General features: G+C 70.7%; 16 protein-coding genes. 9 read left to right on the top strand and 7 right to left on the bottom strand.

Annotation, left to right across the window (positions count from 1 at the left end; all coding sequences use genetic code 11):
• Position 1: 1 nt before the first annotated feature.
• Entirely contained in the window at positions 2-475 is a 474-nt protein-coding gene (locus tag IF78_RS0117750; protein ID WP_031482458.1) for a MarR family winged helix-turn-helix transcriptional regulator, read from the bottom strand.
• A gap of 58 nt (positions 476-533) precedes the next feature.
• Between IF78_RS0117750 and IF78_RS0117745 the strand changes: the two genes are divergently transcribed.
• Positions 534-1346, top strand: coding sequence for an alpha/beta fold hydrolase (locus tag IF78_RS0117745; RefSeq protein WP_031482456.1), 813 nt, complete (start codon positions 534-536; stop codon positions 1344-1346).
• A gap of 103 nt (positions 1347-1449) precedes the next feature.
• On the opposite strand, the gene IF78_RS0117740 is transcribed toward IF78_RS0117745, so the two are convergent.
• The gene (locus tag IF78_RS0117740) at positions 1450-1911 is read right to left on the bottom strand and encodes a universal stress protein (protein WP_031482454.1); all 462 of its coding nucleotides are present in this window, start codon (positions 1909-1911) and stop codon (positions 1450-1452) included.
• Positions 1912-1999: 88 nt separating this feature from the next.
• Here IF78_RS0117740 and lysX point away from each other — a divergent pair, with 88 nt between their 5' ends.
• The 3 genes from lysX (at position 2000) to IF78_RS0117725 (ending at position 7350) form a co-directional block, all read left to right on the top strand.
• Positions 2000-5278, top strand: a complete 3279-nt coding sequence (lysX, locus tag IF78_RS0117735) for a bifunctional lysylphosphatidylglycerol synthetase/lysine--tRNA ligase LysX (RefSeq protein ID WP_031482452.1) — start codon at positions 2000-2002, stop codon at positions 5276-5278.
• A gap of 102 nt (positions 5279-5380) precedes the next feature.
• Complete coding sequence (locus IF78_RS0117730; protein WP_031482450.1) at positions 5381-6226, top strand: polysaccharide deacetylase family protein; 846 nt, start codon at positions 5381-5383, stop codon at positions 6224-6226.
• A 125-nt stretch (positions 6227-6351) separates the two neighbouring features.
• Entirely contained in the window at positions 6352-7350 is a 999-nt protein-coding gene (locus IF78_RS0117725; RefSeq protein ID WP_031482449.1) for an RNA polymerase subunit sigma-70, read from the top strand.
• 31 nt (positions 7351-7381) lie between these two features.
• Here the strand turns inward: IF78_RS0117725 and IF78_RS0117720 are convergent, their stop codons facing one another.
• Positions 7382-8044, bottom strand: a complete 663-nt coding sequence (locus tag IF78_RS0117720) for a class F sortase (RefSeq protein WP_031482447.1) — start codon at positions 8042-8044, stop codon at positions 7382-7384.
• Between the two features lie 331 nt (positions 8045-8375).
• Here IF78_RS0117720 and IF78_RS0117715 point away from each other — a divergent pair, with 331 nt between their 5' ends.
• A complete protein-coding gene (locus IF78_RS0117715; RefSeq protein WP_031482445.1) occupies positions 8376-8873 on the top strand; it encodes a hypothetical protein in 498 nt (165 codons plus the stop codon).
• A gap of 104 nt (positions 8874-8977) precedes the next feature.
• Here the strand turns inward: IF78_RS0117715 and IF78_RS0117710 are convergent, their stop codons facing one another.
• The 3 genes from IF78_RS0117710 to IF78_RS48465 form a co-directional block, all read right to left on the bottom strand.
• Positions 8978-9481, bottom strand: a complete 504-nt coding sequence (locus tag IF78_RS0117710; RefSeq protein WP_031482443.1) for a hypothetical protein — start codon at positions 9479-9481, stop codon at positions 8978-8980.
• A 252-nt stretch (positions 9482-9733) separates the two neighbouring features.
• Positions 9734-10498 carry a bestrophin-like domain gene (locus IF78_RS0117705; protein WP_078662487.1) on the bottom strand — a complete coding sequence of 255 codons (765 nt, stop codon included), beginning with the start codon at positions 10496-10498 and terminating at the stop codon, positions 9734-9736.
• Positions 10499-10513: 15 nt separating this feature from the next.
• Entirely contained in the window at positions 10514-11059 is a 546-nt protein-coding gene (locus IF78_RS48465; RefSeq protein ID WP_158751431.1) for a hypothetical protein, read from the bottom strand.
• A gap of 375 nt (positions 11060-11434) precedes the next feature.
• On the opposite strand from IF78_RS48465, the gene IF78_RS0117690 reads away from it, so the two are divergent.
• The 3 genes from IF78_RS0117690 to IF78_RS0117680 all read left to right on the top strand — a co-directional run bounded on the left by IF78_RS0117690 (position 11435) and on the right by IF78_RS0117680 (position 15739).
• Positions 11435-12421 carry an SCO0930 family lipoprotein gene (locus IF78_RS0117690; protein ID WP_031482439.1) on the top strand — a complete coding sequence of 329 codons (987 nt, stop codon included), beginning with the start codon at positions 11435-11437 and terminating at the stop codon, positions 12419-12421.
• Positions 12422-12794: 373 nt separating this feature from the next.
• Complete coding sequence (locus IF78_RS0117685; protein ID WP_031482437.1) at positions 12795-13607, top strand: SAM-dependent methyltransferase; 813 nt, start codon at positions 12795-12797, stop codon at positions 13605-13607.
• A complete protein-coding gene (locus tag IF78_RS0117680) occupies positions 13604-15739 on the top strand; it encodes a putative bifunctional diguanylate cyclase/phosphodiesterase (RefSeq protein ID WP_031482435.1) in 2136 nt (711 codons plus the stop codon). The genes IF78_RS0117685 and IF78_RS0117680 overlap by 4 nt, the downstream gene beginning before the upstream one ends.
• A 117-nt stretch (positions 15740-15856) precedes the next feature.
• Here IF78_RS0117680 and IF78_RS0117675 read toward each other — a convergent pair whose 3' ends face one another.
• Positions 15857-16741, bottom strand: a complete 885-nt coding sequence (locus tag IF78_RS0117675) for a LysR family transcriptional regulator (protein WP_031482433.1) — start codon at positions 16739-16741, stop codon at positions 15857-15859.
• 121 nt (positions 16742-16862) lie between these two features.
• Here IF78_RS0117675 and IF78_RS0117670 point away from each other — a divergent pair, with 121 nt between their 5' ends.
• Positions 16863-17534: a succinate dehydrogenase gene (locus IF78_RS0117670; RefSeq protein WP_031482431.1), complete on the top strand. Its 672-nt coding sequence runs from the start codon at positions 16863-16865 to the stop codon at positions 17532-17534.

Raw genomic sequence — 17534 nt, 5'->3', positions numbered from 1 at the left:
GTCAGTCCACGTCCACGTGGTCGAAGGTCTTCAGCATCTGCTTCAGTACGCGCACGCACGCCCGTAGCTCGGCGTCGGTCAGCTCGCCGCCGACCTGCCGGTTCAGGGCGTGCTCGCGCCCGAGGATCGCGGTGATGACGGTCTCGCCCTCATCGGTGATCCGGATGAGCGAGGACCGCTGGTGCGCCGGGTTGGGGATGGCCTCCACCCAGTCCCTGGCCATCGCGTCGTTGACCATGCGCTGCACGAACTGCCGGGTCAGCGTCATGACCCGGCCCATCTGAGGCACCGTCATGGGCCCGTACCTGTGCAGCAGCACCAGCACGGAGCGCACGCCGACGGACACCCCCTCGACCTCCTCACCCTGCTCGAGCTTGCGCAGCCCGCGCCGGTAGAGCGCGCCGACCAGGTCGAACACCTCGCTGACCCGGTGACCCAGATCGTCGGGGGAGAGGGGCTCGTCGGAGTCGTTCACCGGGCCATTATGACACCTCAGTTGCCAAACCACCTTTCAAGATGACACCTTGGTTGTCATGACAGCTGCTGGACTGAACTTCTTCCCATCGGCCGACGGAGACCTGGCCTACCGCGACGCGGGTACCGGCGATCCCGTGGTGCTGCTCCACTCCGGATTCGCCGACCACCGAGTCTTCGACGACCAGATACAGGCCCTCGCCGCTCACCACCGGGTGATCGCGCCCGACGTGCGCGGCCATGGCTTCTCCGCCAACGCGAGCCGCCCGTTCCGCTGGGCGGACGACCTCGCCGGCCTGCTGCGCCACCTCGACACCGGTCCCGCGGTCCTCGTCGGCCTGTGCATGGGCTCGGCCGTGGCGACCGACACGGCGCTGGAGTACCCCGAACTGGTCCGCGCGGTCGTCGTCAGCGGAGCCGGGACCAGCGAGTTCGAGTTCAAGGACCCACGGACCCTGGAGCACGTGGCAGAGGCAGCCCGTCTGCTGGGCACCGGAGACGTCGGGGGATGGCTCGACCACTTCGCACGGGGCGTGGCGGGCCCGCACCGTACGCCGGACGAGGTCGCTCCCGAAGTCGTACGACGACTACAGGAGATGTGCGCGCACACGCTCGCCAAGCACACACCGGGTGAGAAGGACTGGAAGGTGCCCGTGACCGACACCTGGTCCCGTCTGCCGAAGATCGACGTCCCGGTCCTCGCCATCCACGGCGCACTGAACGCGCCCGACAGCATCGCGATGGCGGAACGCGTCGCCCGCACGGTGCCCGACGGCCGCTCGGTCACCGTCGACGGTGTCGGGCACTACCCGAACCTGGAGAAGCCCGAGGAATTCAACGGCATCCTGCTCGACTTCCTCCGGACCGTCTGACCCCCGCCGGCTCCAGCGAAGGCGTCAACGTCGAATGCGGTCATCGCAACATCGTCGATCGCTGCAGGCCTGCCGTACACCGGCCGGTGACTCTGACCCAGGACTAAGGCACCACCGTCACCGGCCACCGCCCCGCCTTGACCAGCCGCACCGCGACCGAGCCGACGATCCGGTGCCCGGCCTGTTCCGACGCGCCCACCACCACGGCGTCGGCCTTCAGGTCGTCCGCCGCCTTCACCAGCCCGTTGTAGGGGTCCCCGGGGAAGGTGTGGAACTCCCAGCGGACGTCGAATATGCCCTTGACCCGCTCGGTCGCGTCCCGGATCTGGGCGATCAGGTCCTCGGCGATCTCGTCGGTCGTCTCCGCGACCGGCACCCCGAGGGCCGCGCCCGCCGCCATCACCGGCTGCACGTACACGACGGCGAGCAGGGCGTTCTGGCGCCGGGCCAGACCACCGGCGTAGGCCGCCGCCCGCAGCGAGGAGTCGGAGCCGTCCACCCCGACCACGATGACCTTGGGCCCGTCCGTGCCCCGCTCGAACCGGTGCGAGTGCTGTTCCGTCACGGCAGGGAGGCTATCGGAAGCCGCAGGTCGCGCCGCCGGGCAGGGCGCTCGACGGGCGAGGAGGCCGCGGGCTTCCTACAGTCGGAACATGAGTGCCACCGTGGAGGCCGCCCCGGCGAAGGACACCACGGGCCGGACCGGGCCGCCCGGGAACCGCTTTCTCAGCAGGGTTCCGGAGGGTTTCGCGACCTTCTTCGGCGCCCTCGGACTGCTCTGCGTCCTGCTGGCCTTCATCCCGCCGCTGCGCACGGCGCTCCGCCCGGTCGTGCACGCCCTGGACCAGATCATCGTCCCGGTCAGTGCCAACCTCGCCTACGCCGTCTTCCTCTTCCTGCTCGCCGCCGCCACGGCCGCACGCAAGAAGATCGCCTGGTGGCTGGTCGTCGTCTATCTGGGCCTGCTCGTCCTGGCCGACATCCTCGGCACGGTCGTCGGCGACCACTCCGACTCCGTCCCTTCCCTAGTCGTGTGCGGCCTCGCCCTGGCCCTGCTCGTCGTCGCCCGCAACGAGTTCTACGCCGCCTCCCGCCGTGCTGCCGTGCGCAGAGCCCTCGGTGTCCTGGTCGTCGGCCTCCTCGTGGGGGTCCTGGTCGGCTGGGGGCTCGTTGAGCTGTTCCCCGGCACACTGCCGCAGAGCCAGCGGCTGGCGTGGGCCGCCGACCGCGTGTGCGGCGGCCTCGTCTCCGGCACCACCTACGACGGACGCCCGCCCCGCCCCCTGTACTTCCTGCTCGGTCTGTTCGGCGCCTTCGCCCTCCTCAACGCCGCCGCGACCCTGTTCCGCTCGCAGCGCATGGAGGCAGCCCTGCACGACGACGAGGAGGCCCGCATCCGCGCCCTGATCAAGGCATACGGCGACCAGGACTCCCTCAGCTACTTCGCCACCCGGCGCGACAAGGCCGTCGTCTTCTCACCCAGCGGAAAAGCCGCCGTCACCTACCGTGTCGAGGCCGGGGTCTGCCTCGCCAGCGGGGACCCGGTGGGCGACCGGGAGGCCTGGCCGCACGCCATCGCCGTCTGGCTGGACCTGGCCCGCCGCTATGCCTGGGTGCCCGCCGCGATGGGCGCCTCCGAGGACGGTGCCCGGGCCTACGCGCGCGCCGGACTCGGCGCCCTCCAGCTCGGCGACGAGGCGATCGTGTACGTACCGGACTTCGACCTGGACGGCCGTGACATGCGGGTCACCCGGCAGGCCGTGCAGCGCGTCCGGCGCACCGGCGCCCACTGCCGTATCCGCCGCCACTCCACCCTCGGTGAGGCGGAGATGGAGGAGGTGATCGGCAAGGCCGACGCCTGGCGCGACACCGAGACCGAGCGCGGCTTCTCCATGGCCCTCGACCGCCTCGGCGACCCGGCCGACGGCGACTGCCTCCTCGTCGAGGCCCTCGGCGAGAACGGCGAGCTGCTCGCCGTGCTCTCCTTCGTGCCCTGGGGCAAGGAGGGCATCTCCCTGGACCTGATGCGCCGTGACCGGGCCGCCCCCAACGGCGTGATGGAGTTCATGGTCGCCGACCTGTGCGCGGCGGCGCCCAAGATGGGCATCCGCAGGATCTCGCTGAACTTCGCCGTGTTCCGCTCGGTCTTCGAGGAGGGCGCCCGCATCGGCGCCGGACCGGTGCTGCGGCTGTGGCGGCGACTGCTGCTGTTCTTCTCCAAGTGGTGGCAGCTGGAAGCCCTTTACCGCTCCAACGCCAAGTACCGCCCCCAGTGGTTCCCGCGCTTCCTCTGCTACGGCGAGGCCGCCGCCCTCGCCCGCATCGGCCTCGCCTCCGGCATCGCCGAGGGCTTCGTCTCCGTACCGTCGATGCGCAAACTCCGCGGAAAGGGGCACCCGAGGAACGGAGCGCGCCCGGCGACCACCGAAGGACTGCCCTCGCTGGCGGCGCTCGGCCTCGAAGGAGGGGACGAGGCCGGGGCGGCCGGGCCGGATGCGGGCCTGCCCGAGCAGGTCCGCATCCGGCACCACACCCTCGACCGGCTCCGCGCGGACGGCATCGACCCCTACCCGGTGGGCATCCCGGCCCGCACCCACGCCCTCGCCGAGGTCCGCGAGGGCGAGCAGGTCACCGTCGCCGGCCGCATCATGCTCGTCCGCGACTTCGGCGGCATCGTCTTCGCCGTACTGCGCGACTGGTCCGGTGACCACCAACTCGCCCTCACCCGGGGGGACTCCGGTGCCGCCCTCGACCGCTTCACCGCCGACACCGACATCGGCGACCTCATCAGCGCCACCGGCCTGGCCGGCGTCAGCGACAAGGGGGAGCCGACCGTCTTCGTCACCTCCTGGCAGCTGACGGCCAAGTGCCTGCGCCCCCTGCCCGACAAGCGCCGCGGTCTCGCCGACCCCGAGACCAAGGTCCGCATGCGCTACCTCGACCTGCTCTCCAGCCCCGCAGCCCGCGAGGTGGTCCGCGCCCGCTCCACCGCCGTCCAGGCCCTGCGCCAGGGACTGCTGGAACGCGGCTACCTGGAGGTCGAGACGCCGGTCCTGCAGCAGATCCACGGCGGCGCCAACGCCCGCCCCTTCACCACCCACATCAACGCCTACGACCTCGACCTCTACCTGCGCATCGCCCCCGAGCTGTACCTGAAGCGGCTCTGCGTCGGCGGCATGGAGAAGGTCTTCGAGCTGGGCCGCACCTTCCGCAACGAGGGCGTCGACTACAAGCACAACCCCGAGTTCACGATGCTGGAGGCCTACCAGGCGTACGCCGACTACGACGTGATGCTCGACCTCGTCCGCGAGCTGATCCAGGGCTCCGCGACCGCCGCCTTCGGCTCACCGATCGCCCGCAAGGACGGCCAGGAGTACGACATCTCCGGGAAGTGGCCGGTCAAGACGGTGTACGGCGCGATCTCCGAGGCACTGGGGGAGGAGATCGACCCCGACACCGAGCTGCTCAGACTGCACCGGCACTGCGACCGCGCGGGCGTGCCCTACACGGCCGACGACGGCCACGGCGACGTCGTCCTGGAGATGTACGAGCGCCTCGTCGAGGAGAAGACCCAGCTGCCCACCTTCTACAAGGACTTCCCCACCGACGTCTCCCCGCTCACCCGCCAGCACCGCACGGACCCCCGGCTCGCCGAGCGCTGGGACCTGGTCGCCTTCGGCACCGAACTCGGCACCGCCTACTCCGAACTCACCGACCCCGTCGAACAACGCCGCCGCCTCACCGCCCAGTCCCTGCTCGCCGCGGGCGGAGACCCCGAGGCGATGGAACTCGACGAGGACTTCCTCGACGCCCTGGAGTACGCCATGCCGCCCACCGGCGGCCTCGGCATCGGCGTCGACCGGCTGGTCATGTTCCTCACCGGCCTGACGATCCGCGAGACCCTCCCGTTCCCCCTGGTACGCCGACGCTGACAAGGCGTCACCTGCAACCGCTGCTGATCCGGTCGGGGGTTTTCCTGCCGCCGTACCGGTGTCGAGTGGTGCGTCGGTCCCGCACCGGGCGACTGATCATTCATGACGAAGGATCAGTCGCTCAGACGTCCGTTCACGCGGCGCCGCGCGCTGCTCGCCGGTGCCGCCGCCGTCGGCGCCGCCGGCACCGGGGTGTTCGCGACGGTCGCGGGCGAGGAGCCGGTCCGGCCCGCCGCCCCGGCCGCGGGCCCGCAGGCGCACCGCCCGCTCAAGCCCTCCGCCTACCGGCTGGAGCCCCTCATGGGGTACAGCCCGCCCCGCGCGGCGCCCCGCCGGACCCTGGTACGGCGCAAGCCGTTCCTGCGGGTGTCCGGGCGGGGCCGCACCATGGTGCTGACCTTCGACGACGGACCCGACGCCCGCTACACCCCGTACATCCTGGACACCCTGCGCGAGTACGACGTGCGCGCCATGTTCTTCGTGTGCGGCGAGATGGTCGCCGACAACAGGGACCTCCTCGCGCGGATGGCCGACGAGGGCCATGTCGTCGGCAACCACACCTGGTCCCATCCGCTGCTCACCCGCCTCAGCCGCGGCCGGATCCGCGCCGAGATGGAGCGCACCAGCGACATCGTCGAGAAGTCGTACGGCGAACGCCCCCTCTGGTTCCGCGCGCCCTACGGCGCCTGGAACCGCGCCGCCTTCCAGCTCGGCGCCGAGCTGGGCATGGAGCCGCTGGCCTGGACCGTCGACACCCTCGACTGGATGAGCCCCGGCACCCGCGCGATCGTCGACCGGGTCGAGGAAGGCGCCGCCCCCGGCGTCGTGGTGCTCTCGCACGACGCCGGGGGCGACCGCTCCCAGAGCGTCATGGCCCTGCGCGCCTATCTGCCGCAGCTGCTGGACTCCGGGTATTTCGTGACCGTCCCGGAACGGCGGTACACCTGACGGGAACGTCTCCCGACGGTGGGCGGTGCTCTGGATCAGCCATGCCGACCGACCCTGGTGATGAGTTTTCGCGCCCGCACCCGTCACACCTACGAAGGGACACGACGTGGCGGAGGGATGACGTGATGAGTGCGGACACGCGGCTGGAGGAGCTGGGCGTGAGCGGTCTGGGCGAGGTCGACGAGCCGGCGTTCTCGGGGCTGGTGGAGCGGCACCGGCGGGAGCTGCACGTGCACTGCTACCGGATGCTCGGGTCGTTCGAGGACGCCGAGGACGCCGTTCAGGAGACGTTCCTGCGTGCCTGGCGGCGGCGGGAGACCTTCGAGGGGCGGTCGACGTTCCGGGCCTGGCTGTACCGGATCGCCACCAACGCCTGCCTGGACCTGCTCGCCAAGTGCCGCCCGGAGCCGGCGACCGGCGGCGAGGTGCTGTGGCTGCAGCCCTACCCGGACCGGCTGCTCGACGAGCTACCCGCGGGCGACGCGGACGGGCCGGAGACCGTTGCCGTCGCGCGGGAGACGATCGAGCTGGCGTACCTGGTCGCGGTCCAGCACCTCGCGCCGCGCCCGCGGGCCGTGCTGATCCTGCGGGACGTGCTCGGCTGGCCGGCGAAGGAGGTAGCGGAGCTCCTCGGCGACTCCGTCAACTCCGTGAACAGCGCGCTGCAGCGGGCCCGCGCCGGCATGCGGGAGCATCTGCCCGCCGAGCGGCAGGACTGGACCGGCGGCGAGGAGGACGCCGGGACGCGCGAGCTGGTGCGCCGCTACACCGACGCCAGCGTGGCCACGGACGTCCCGGCGCTCGCCGCGATGCTGCGGGACGACGTCCGCTGCTCGATGCCGCCCACGCCGGGCCTGTACGTCGGCCGCGACGCGGTGGTGAACGACTGGGTCGAGAGCGGCTTCGAGGGCATGAAGGGCCTGCGCGCCGTCCTCACCTCCGTGAACCGGCAGCCGGCCGTCGCCTTCTACCTCTGGCAGGAGCAGGAGGGCGCGTACCTGCCGCTGACGATCGACGTCCTGCGGGTCACCGGCGGGGCGATCACCGAGATCGTCACGTTCCACGACGACCAGTTCCCGCGGCTCGGGCTGCCGGAGCGCCTGCCGGCGGCCGGCACGGAGTAGCCCCGGTGTGGACGCGGAGGTTGGAAATCGCTCAGTGGACCTCGACCAGGCTGGCGAAAGCGACGACGTTCCCGTCGTAGCCGTTCTGCTTCGAGAAACCGCCGCCGCAGGTGATGACCCGCAATTCCGCGCTCCCCTTCGAGGCGTAGACCCGGTCGCCCGGGAAGTTGTTCTTCTCGAACACCTCGACACCGTAGATCTCGAACACGGCCGTTTTTCCGTCCTGCCGGGAGATCTCGACGCGACTGCCGGGCTTGAGCGCTCCGAGGCTGTAGAACACGGCGGGGCCCTGACTGTTGTCGACATGGCCGACGACCACCGCCGTGCCCTTCTCACCGGGAGAGACGGATCCGGTGAACCAGCCCGCCAGGTTCGGGTCCTCCGGGGGCGGGGCGCCGACCCAGCCGTCCGCGTCCAGACCGACCGGGATCATCGGCGCGTCGACCTGGATCGAGGGGATCCGGACCCGCTCCGGCAGGGCGTACGGCATCGGCTGCGCCACACCGGCGAAGAGGCCGCTGGATACTTGGCTGTCGGCGGCCGCCGCCGACGCGGGCTGCGGCGGACCCACGTCGAACTCCCCCGAGCCATTGCGAATGAGCGCGAGACCGGTCAGCAGAACAAGCGCTATCACGCCCCAAGGAGCACGCTTCTTGCGCCGCTCCTCCTCTTCGGCCTGCTCGTTCCCGTACATTCGCCTTCCCCTCTCGACGCGGCCGTCGCCCCGCCAATCGCGCATACGAAAACGCTAAGTCCCGCGCGTGGAACCGGCGACGGGGTGGATGCGAACGGGTGGCCCCGAGCCGATCGGTGCGCCATCCGAGTTGCCGTCGGCCGGAAAAATCTGACGGTCCGTGACCTGCGGCAATTCCGATTGCGGGGTTGTCCGTCGGCGTGTCCTCTCACCAGGACGGACCATCGCCGAAATGCGGCCTCGGGCAGGGCATCTGAGGGTTTTTCTGGGAGGCGCTTTCTCGCCGACTCGACCGGGGACGGTTCCCGGGGCGTCTTCCGCGGAGGATCACATGCGTACTACTCGTGCCCTGGTGGCCGCTGCCACCGCGGTCGCCGCCCTCGGTGTCGCCGCCCCGGCGGCCGTCGCCCGGGACGGCCTGCCCATCGGACCGAGCAACATCGTCGCCCTGCCCAGCGTCATCCCGCGCGGCGGGCAGTTGACCATCACCGTCGACGGCTGCCCGAACGGCGGCACCGCGACCTCGGACGCGTTCAAGCCCACGACGCTGACCCCTGTGGGCGGCAGCACGGCGAAGGGCGTTGCGACCATCGACAGGCGCGCGAGGCCGGGTGCGCACAGCATCACGGTCCGCTGCACGGGCGCGGGCAGGCCCCTCACCCACCCGAACGCGTTCACCGTCATCGGCGGCGTCCGCGGCGGTCTCGGCGGCAGCACCTCCACGGGTGCGACGCCGACCGACATGGCCATCGGAGGTGGTCTCATTGCCGTGGCCGTCGTCGGTGGCGGGGTGTTCTGGATGCGGAGGCGGGCGGAGAAGCGGACCTGACCGTTGCCCGTTGGAGAGAGTCGCAGGTTCACTCAGCAGCACTTCGCCCCGGCCCCGTTTGAACGGGAATCCGGGGCGAGGCCACGTCTGTGCGGGCGACGGTGTCAGGAGCCGTCCTCGTCGTCGCCGCGCCGCGAGAGGTGGTACGCCGTCCCGAGCGAGCCCGCGATCAGCGCGGCGCCCATGCCGATCTCCTTCAGGTTCAGGTCGCCCAGGCTGCCGCCCCCACCCGCGGCCACGCCCTTTTGCCAGTGCGGGGGAGCGGACGCCCGGCCGCCGGCGATGGTGAGGTCGACGTCCTGCCAGAAGGTGCCGCAGTGGAACGACACCTCGTACACGGCACCCGGCTCGGCGTCCCGGTCCACCACGGCCCTGGCCCAGGTCCGCCCCTGGGGAATGATGATCGTGTCGAAGACCCCCGACGAGACGCTGACGCTCTGCTCGCAGCCGGCCGCGTGCAGCGTGACGTGTCCACCGGGGGCGACGGTGGAGGGCAGGACGGCGACCCGGAAGCCCTCGGTGGCCGCGCGGGCCTGGGCGACGGGGGAGCTGACGACAAGGGCGCTGACGCCCATCAGTGCGGCCGAAGCGGCGCGTATCGCGCGCATGGTGTTCCCTCCGGGTCCCCGAGGAGCAGCCGCGGACCCCTGTCCGCTCGCGCCGGAAATGCACCTCGGTGATCGGAACGCTAGGAAGGCGCGCACACCCGCGCGATCGCTGTCGTACGAATGGGGCAACCGTGTGGGCCGCTCAGGGGACGGAATTGGCACTCCCGGGGGAACGGAGCGGCGTGGCGGCGACGCGTACGGTGCCCTCGCCGGCTCCGCACGTCCCCCGGCAGCCCGTCAGGTGAGGGTGCGTCAGCCCTTGGCCTGGGGGAAGAGGTCCAGGAACGGCTCCGCCGATGCCGTGACCCCACGGCTGTACGGCGCGTCGAAGTCCCAGATGAGGAAGAGCAGGAAGGCGATCAGCGCGGAGAACAGCCCGGCGAGGACCAGCTCGCGCGGAGTGCGCCGGATCTGCAGGGCGAAGATCATCCCGATGGTGACGACGCCGCCGGTGATGAGCCCGAACCACACCACCCCCGGCATGGTCTCCCCGGTCGAGTTCGCGCGGGCGTTGCGTGCCTGGTCGGCGGCGGTCACCTGGTCGAGGAGCGGCTGGTAGGCCTGCGCCTCGAAGTCCGTCCTCGGCTTGTAGTCGGTGACGTCCTCGCGGATGCGCTGGAAGAGCTCGGCGCCGCGGTCGGTCATCCGGCCGTCGTCGGCCATCGACTTCCACTCGGTGGTGACGACGTGTCCGACATAGGTGTTGACGTCGTCACGAATACGGTCACGGATGTCGGCGGGATAGACCCGGACCCGCTCCGACACCTCGTGCAGCGCCACGGCCTCCGCCTGGACGTGGTCCTCGGCGGCGCTGCGGCCCTCCCACACGCCGGCGATGGCCAGGCCCAGCACGATGGCGTACACCACACCGATCCACATCGTCATGTACTCGATGACGTCCGGAGTCTCGGAGGGATCCTCGTCGTCGGGGGCGGTGCGGTGCCGTAGGAAGGTGATGATGACCACCACGGAGCAGGCGGCCAGCATCGCGAGGGTGAGAACAAGCCATTCCGGCAAGGGAAGCCTCCAGGTTCAGCGCGGGCGCAGCGCGGCGACGGCGGCGATCGCGGGCGCGGCGATGAGCAGGACGAAGGTGAGGGGCGACGGCGCGTCGTGGGCGGCCCGCCGGTGCGAGGTGGCGCGGTAGGGCGGGTAGTGCACGGGGGTGGCTGACGGAGTCGGCGTGGGTTTGACCGACGGCTTCGGGGGCGGCGTCGAGGTCGGTGTCGGCCTCGGGCGTGGTGGCGCGGGCTGAGGAGCCGGTGTGGCCGGGGGTGGTGGCGGTGGAGGTGGCGGCGGCGGCTTGGGCTTCTGGCTGGGGGTGGTTTTCGGCGGTGGCGTCGGTGTGGGGTCCGGCGTGGGCGTGGGCGTGGGCGTCGGTTTCGGCGTGGGCGTGGGTGTCGGCGTCGGTGTGGGAGTGGGCGTCGGTGCCGGGCACTGCGTGGGCGTCGGCCAGGTGAGGGTTCCGACGACCGCCACCGCCGTCGCGCCGTCGGGGCCGGTCTCGGCGTAGGCGCAGACGTCGGCCACGGCCACCCCGGCCGGTGCCGCCACCAGGAGCCAGGTCAGTGTCACCACCGTCAACACCCTTGCGGTCAGGGTGGATGGGATCGGTTCGAGTCCATGCACGACGAAGATCTTCAGTCCCGTGCACGTCCCCACGCGCCGGAGTGCGACCGGATTGCCCCGATCGGGCGACAGGCGGCCCTCGAAAGGTTTGGCCGCAGGGCGCATGAGTGACCGCCCGGCCCGCACGTGCGTGCGACGTGAGAGGTGAGTGGGCTCGTGCAGGTGAAGCGGGGTGGTCTCACAGCTGTGACGCGGGTGCTGTCACAGCTTTCGGAAAGAAATTTGTGCGCCGATTGAACACGAACGTGCCTCCCGTGCGTACCCCATGTCGTGCGGCGGCGCAGCAGGGCGCTGCAACACCCTTGTGATTATGGGGAGTTGACGATGAATACCTCGTGGCGGAGCGCCTCGCTCGTGGTGAGCGCCGTGGCAGTGCTGGCGCTGACGACGGCATGCGGCTCGGAAACCGCCCCGCCGGCGAGCAGCCAGAACGTGGGTGCCACGGCCGCGGCGGGCGATTACGGAACCGCAGGTACCGGCCTCGGGAACGGAACCGGCTACGACGCCGGCGCCGCCGGCCAGGAGAGCGCGGCCACGCCGACCACCTCCGCCGGTGAGCTGTCCGTTTCCACCAACCAGGAACTCGGCGAGGTGCTGACCGACAGTGCCGGCCTGACGCTCTACCGCTTCGACAAGGATGTCGCCGAGCCGCCCAAGTCGAACTGCGACGGCGACTGTGCGAAGAAGTGGCCGCCGGTCCCCGCGGACGACGCCGCGGCCGGCGCCGGCATCGACGAGTCGCTGCTCGGCTCGGTCACTCGCTCCGACGGCACCAAGCAGCTGACGGTCGACGGCTGGCCGGCCTACCGCTTCGCGAAGGACACCCAGGCCGGTGACGTCAACGGTCAGGGCGTGGGCGGCACTTGGTACGCGCTCGCCCCCACCGGCAAGAAGGCCCAGGGCGGTGGCGCCGAGGCCGCCGACCTGCCCGGTCTGTCGACGCGCAACGACCCCAAGCTCGGCGAGATCGTCATCGACAAGAACGGCCACACGGTCTACCGCTTCATGAAGGACTCGCCCTGGCCGATGAAGACGGCGTGCACCGGCGAGTGCCTGGAGAAGTGGCCGGTCATCGCCCCGGTCGACGCCGAGGACACCGAGGGCATCGACCTGAAGGGGTCCGGTCCCCGGGGGCAGGGTTACGTGGTCTTCGACCGGCCCGACGGCATCAAGCAGCAGACCATCGACTGCGTACCGATCTACACCTTCGCGGGCGACAAGAAGCCCGGGGACACCAACGGTCAGGGCGTCGGCGGCACTTGGTTCGCCATTCGCCCGGACGGCAAGCCGGTCGGCGCGACGGAGAAGTAAAGATCACACCTCCCCAAGGTTGATCGCCTCACCCAGCCGAGTACGCACCACGGAAGGGAGGGACGAGAACAGCGAGAGTGCCGGACGAACGGACGGCGCGCCCGACCCACCGGTCCGCCCCCTGAAGCTTCACGCGCAGGGGGCGGACCGGTTTGCCGTCATTCACCATCATTCTTCGCCCTCCTTCACCATGCTTCGGGACTCTGTGGAAAGCTTCGGATGCTTCTCGTGGAGGGTTGCGGGGCATCAATTCGGCACGTGCCGCTGGCAGTGACCGGGAACGGATGGTCAATTTCCGTTTCCGCTCGCTCCTTTGGCAGGCGATCAGTAGCCTCAGCTCGAACACCGGATCGCCTACGCCTTGGAGAGATAGATGGAGCGTCCCGCCTGGGCCCCACGGGGCATCGACATCTCGGTGCCCAGTGTCTCGCGGATCTACGACTACTACCTGGGCGGTTCGCACAACTTCGAGGTCGACCGGGAAGCTGCCCGCAAGGCCATGGAGTTCATGCCGGGGCTCCCCAAGATCATGCAGGCCAACCGGGCGTTCATGCGCCGCGCGGTGCGCTTCGCGGTCGACGAGGGCGTCACCCAGTTCCTGGACATCGGCTCCGGCATCCCGACGTTCGGCAACGTCCACGAGGTGGCCCAGGCGGCCAGCCCCGAGGCGCGCGTGGTGTACGTCGACCACGACCCGGTCGCCGTCGCGCACAGCCAGGCCGTCCTGGAGGGCAACGACAGCGCCGACGTCGTCGCCGCCGACCTCCGCAAGCCCCAGGACATCCTGAGCAGTTCCGCGGTCGAGCGCCTCATCGACCTGAACCGGCCAGTCGCCCTGCTTCTCGTTGCCATACTGCACTTCGTGGAGGACGAGGACGACCCGTACGAGTCGGTGGCCGAGCTGCGCGACGCGCTCGCGCCCGGCAGCATGCTGGTGCTCACGCATGCCTCGTACGAGGGAATCCCACTGCCCGAGGAGCGGGCCAAGGGCACGGTCGACGTATACAAGGACATTCGCAACCCGCTGATCATGCGCTCGCGCGAGGCGATCGCGCGGTTCTTCGAGGGGTACGACATGGTGGAACCCGGACTGGTGCCGATGCCGCACTGGCGGCCCGACACCGCACCGGAGGACGAGGATCCGTTTGCCTTCTCCGGTTTCGCCGGCGTGGGGCGTACGGCGTGAGCGCGGGGCCGGACGGGCCGGAGGACAGACTGCGCCGGTTCGCGACGATCTGGAGCCGGGCGGTCTTCCCGGTGACCTCGACGTCGTCGACCCGGCCGGAGTTCGAGGAGCAACTGCTGCCCCAGGCCCGGCGGTTGAGCGACGCGCTCAGGGCCAGGACGTTCGACGCGAACGAGGGCAGGGCGGTCGGTGCCGCGCTGGTCACCGCGCACTGCACCGACCCCGAGGCGCTCAGCCGCTCGCTGGACTGCGTCGACGCCTACCTCGTGCTCTACTGCGGCACCGACGGGGACCAGGAGGACCAGCGGGCGCGCTCCTCGCGGTTGCAGCACGCCATGGCCGCCGGGTTCGCCCAGGCGCTGCGTGAGCGGACGCTGGCCGAGCAGGAGGCGATCTCCGCGGCCGCCCTGAAGGCGCAGGGCGTCGTGGCGCAGGCGCTGCACGCCACCGAGGCCCGCTTCCGCGCGGTCTTCGAGGGCGCGGCCATAGGAATCGGCATCGCCGACCTCGAGGGCAACGTCCTGCAGGTCAACGGCGCGCTGCTGCGCATGTTCGGCGTCTCCGAGCAGACCATGCAGGGCCGTAACGTCATGGAGTGGACCCACCCCGAGGACGCGCCGCAGACCTGGAAGCTCTACGACGAACTCGTCCGCGGCGAGCGCGAGCACTACCACGTCGAGAAGGCGTTCTACCGGCCTGACGGAACGGTCCTGTGGACCAACCTCACCGTCTCCCTGCTGCGCGACCCCGACGGCAACCCGCAGTACCAGCTGGCCCTGATGGAGGACACCACCGAGCGCCGCCTGCTCAACCTCCGGCTGCGCTACGAGGCCACGCACGACGCCCTCACGGGCCTGCCCAACCGCACGTTCTTCTTCGAACGCCTGGAGAAGGCACTGGGTGCCGGCGAAGGACAGCGGTTCGGCCTGTGCTACCTCGACCTGGACGGCTTCAAGACCGTCAACGACAGCCTCGGCCACGCGGCCGGCGACCGGCTGCTCGTCGAGGTCGCCGACCGGCTGCAGGCCTGCGCCACCGCGCCCGGCGAGATGGTCGCGCGGCTCGGCGGCGACGAGTTCGTGGCGCTGACCACCGGCCCGGACACCGAGCGCGAGGTCGACGAACTCGCCGCCCGCATCATGAACGCGCTGATCGCCCCGATCAGCGTCGACGGCCGGGAGCTGACCGTGCGCGGCAGCATCGGCATCGTCGAGGGCCCGTCGGGCGAGCGCAGCCCGGCGGAGGTGCTGCGCAGCGCCGACATCACCATGTACCGGGCCAAGTCGGCGGGCGGCAACCGCTTCGAGCTGGCCGACCCGGAGGCCGACGCCCGCGCCATCACCCGGCACGGGCTGACCACGGCACTGCCGACGGCCCTGGAGCGGGGCGAGTTCTTCATCGAGTACCAGCCGCTGGTCCACCTCGGCGACGGCAGCGTGCGCGGCGCGGAGGCCCTGGTGCGCTGGCTGCACCCGCAGCACGGCATCCTCGGCCCGGACCGGTTCATCCCGCTCGCCGAGCACACGGGGCTCATCGTGCCGCTGGGCCGCTGGGTGCTGGAGCAGTCGGTGCGGCAGGCACGCGAGTGGCGAGAACGCCACGACGACGCGGGCCCGCTCCGCATCAACGTCAACCTCTCCCCGTGCCAGCTCACCCACCCTGGACTCGTCCAGGACACCGTGGACATCCTGGAACGCACGGGCGTCGAGCCGGACTCACTCTGCCTGGAGGTCACCGAGTCGGCCCTCATCGGCGCCGACGACGACCTGCTGAAACCCCTGCGCCGCCTCGCCGAGATGGGCGTCGACATCGCCCTGGACGACTTCGGCACCGGCTACTCCAACCTCGCCAACCTGCGCCGCCTGCCGGTCAGCATCCTCAAGCTGGACCGCTCCTTCACCCAGAGCATGCAGCAGTTCCCGGCCGACCCCGTCGACCTCAAGATCGTCGAGGGCATCGTCTCCCTGGCCCACAGCCTGAGCCTCGCGGTGACGGTGGAGGGCGTCGAGACCGGCGCCCAGGCCGAGCAACTGCGGATACTGGGCTGCGACACGGCCCAGGGCTGGTACTACGCCCGCCCGGGCCCACCGGACAGGCTGCACGAACTAGCGCTGGTGGATGCAACGGGCTGAGGGGCGCGGGGCCGTATCGATATGCGGCTCCGCCGCGTGGGCGCGACCAGCCACAGCGAACCCGCAGACCCGAACGGCGCCATCCCCCTACGGCGCTCCGGGAACACCAGCGCACGCTCACCGCTCGAGCAACATCCGCTGCAACTCCCTGGCCGCCCGCGGCGGAGCCACATCGCTGCGGTGGGCCAAGGCGATCGTGCGGTGCAGGCCGGGCCGGGCGAGAGGGGTGACGTGGAGGTCGGGGCCGGAGCGGGCGGCGACCATGCGGGGGACGACGGCGACGCCGAGGCCCGCGCGGACGAAGCCCAGGACCGCGTCCATCTCGCCGCCCTCGACCGCGAAGTCCGGTTCGAAGCCCTCGGCGCGGCACGCTGCGACGGTCAGCTCGCGCAGATCGTAGCCATGGCGGAACATCACCAGGCGTTCGCCCTCCAGGTCGGAGATGCGGACGGTGTGGGCGGCACGGCCGGGGCGGGGTGCGTCCGGGGAAGAGACGACGACCAGGTCCTCCCGCAGCAGTTCCACCGTGGTGAGCGCGGGCGACGGCGTGGGCAACGGCAGCACGATCAGGGCGAGGTCGAGGGCGCCGCGGGCCAGTTCCCGGACCAGGTCGTGCGAGCCGCCCTCCTCGATCAGCAGGCGGATGCCGGGGTAGCGGTCGTGGAAGGCGCGCAGTACGTCCGGCAACAACCCCGTGCACAGGCTCGGCGTCGCCCCCAGCCGGACCCGGCCGCTGCGCAGCTGCGCCAGCTCCTGCACCTCGTGCCGCGCCGTGTCCGCGTCGGCCAGGATGCGGCGGGCCAGCGGAAGCAGGGCCTCCCCGGCGTCCGTCAGCGTGATGTTGCCCCGCGCCCGCAGGAACAGATCCGCCCCCAGCTCCCGCTCCAGCGCCTTGATCTGCTGGGAGAGCGATGGCTGCGCGACATGGACCAGGTCCGCGGCCCGGGTGAAGTGCCGGGTCTCGGCGACAGCCACGAAGTACTGGAGTTGCTGGAACTGCACGAGAACCAGGATAGGCCCTGTCTATTGAAACCAGCCAAACCATGTCTTGGACCGATTGGGCTGTCCGGCCCTAGCGTTCATGAACATGGCTCTGGCAACGCGGACGGACCGACGGCCGTCCATGGCACGCACGGTGTGGGACTCCACCGTCGGCAAGAAGACCGTGATGGCGGTCAGCGGGCTGATCATGCTGCTGTACCTGGTCGTCCACATGATCGGAAACCTGAAGATCTTCTTCGGGGCGGGCGAGTTCGACCACTACGCGCACTGGCTGCGCACCGTCGGCGAGCCGTTCATGCACTACGAGTGGACGCTGTGGCTCGTCCGGATCGTGCTGGTCGTGGCCGTCGTCGCCCACGCCACCTCGGCGTACCAGCTCAGCCGCCGCGACATCAAGGCGCGCCCCAGCAAGTACCTGCACAAGAAGGCGCGGGCCTCCTACGCCACGCGCACCATGCGCTGGGGCGGCATCATCCTCGGCCTGTTCATCGTCTGGCACATCCTCGACCTGACGACCGGCACCGTGCACGCCGGCGGCTTCCAGGAGGGCCACCCGTACCAGAACGTCGTGGACACCTTCTCCACCTGGTACGGCAACGTCATCTACATCGTCGCGATGCTCGCGCTCGGCCTGCACATCCGGCACGGCTTCTGGAGCGCCGCCCAGACCCTCGGCGCCGGCAGCCGTACCCGCGACCGGGCCCTGAAGACCGTCGCGAACGTCCTCGCGCTGCTGCTCACGGCCGGGTTCATCGCGGTACCCGTGGGCGTCATGACCGGAGTGGTGAGCTGA

The organism is Streptomyces bicolor (genome assembly GCF_000719285.1).
Taxonomy (GTDB): Bacteria; Actinomycetota; Actinomycetes; order Streptomycetales; family Streptomycetaceae; genus Streptomyces; species Streptomyces bicolor.
Note: the sequence above shows the minus strand (reverse complement) of the source record. Positions and strands in the feature narration are given on the sequence as shown.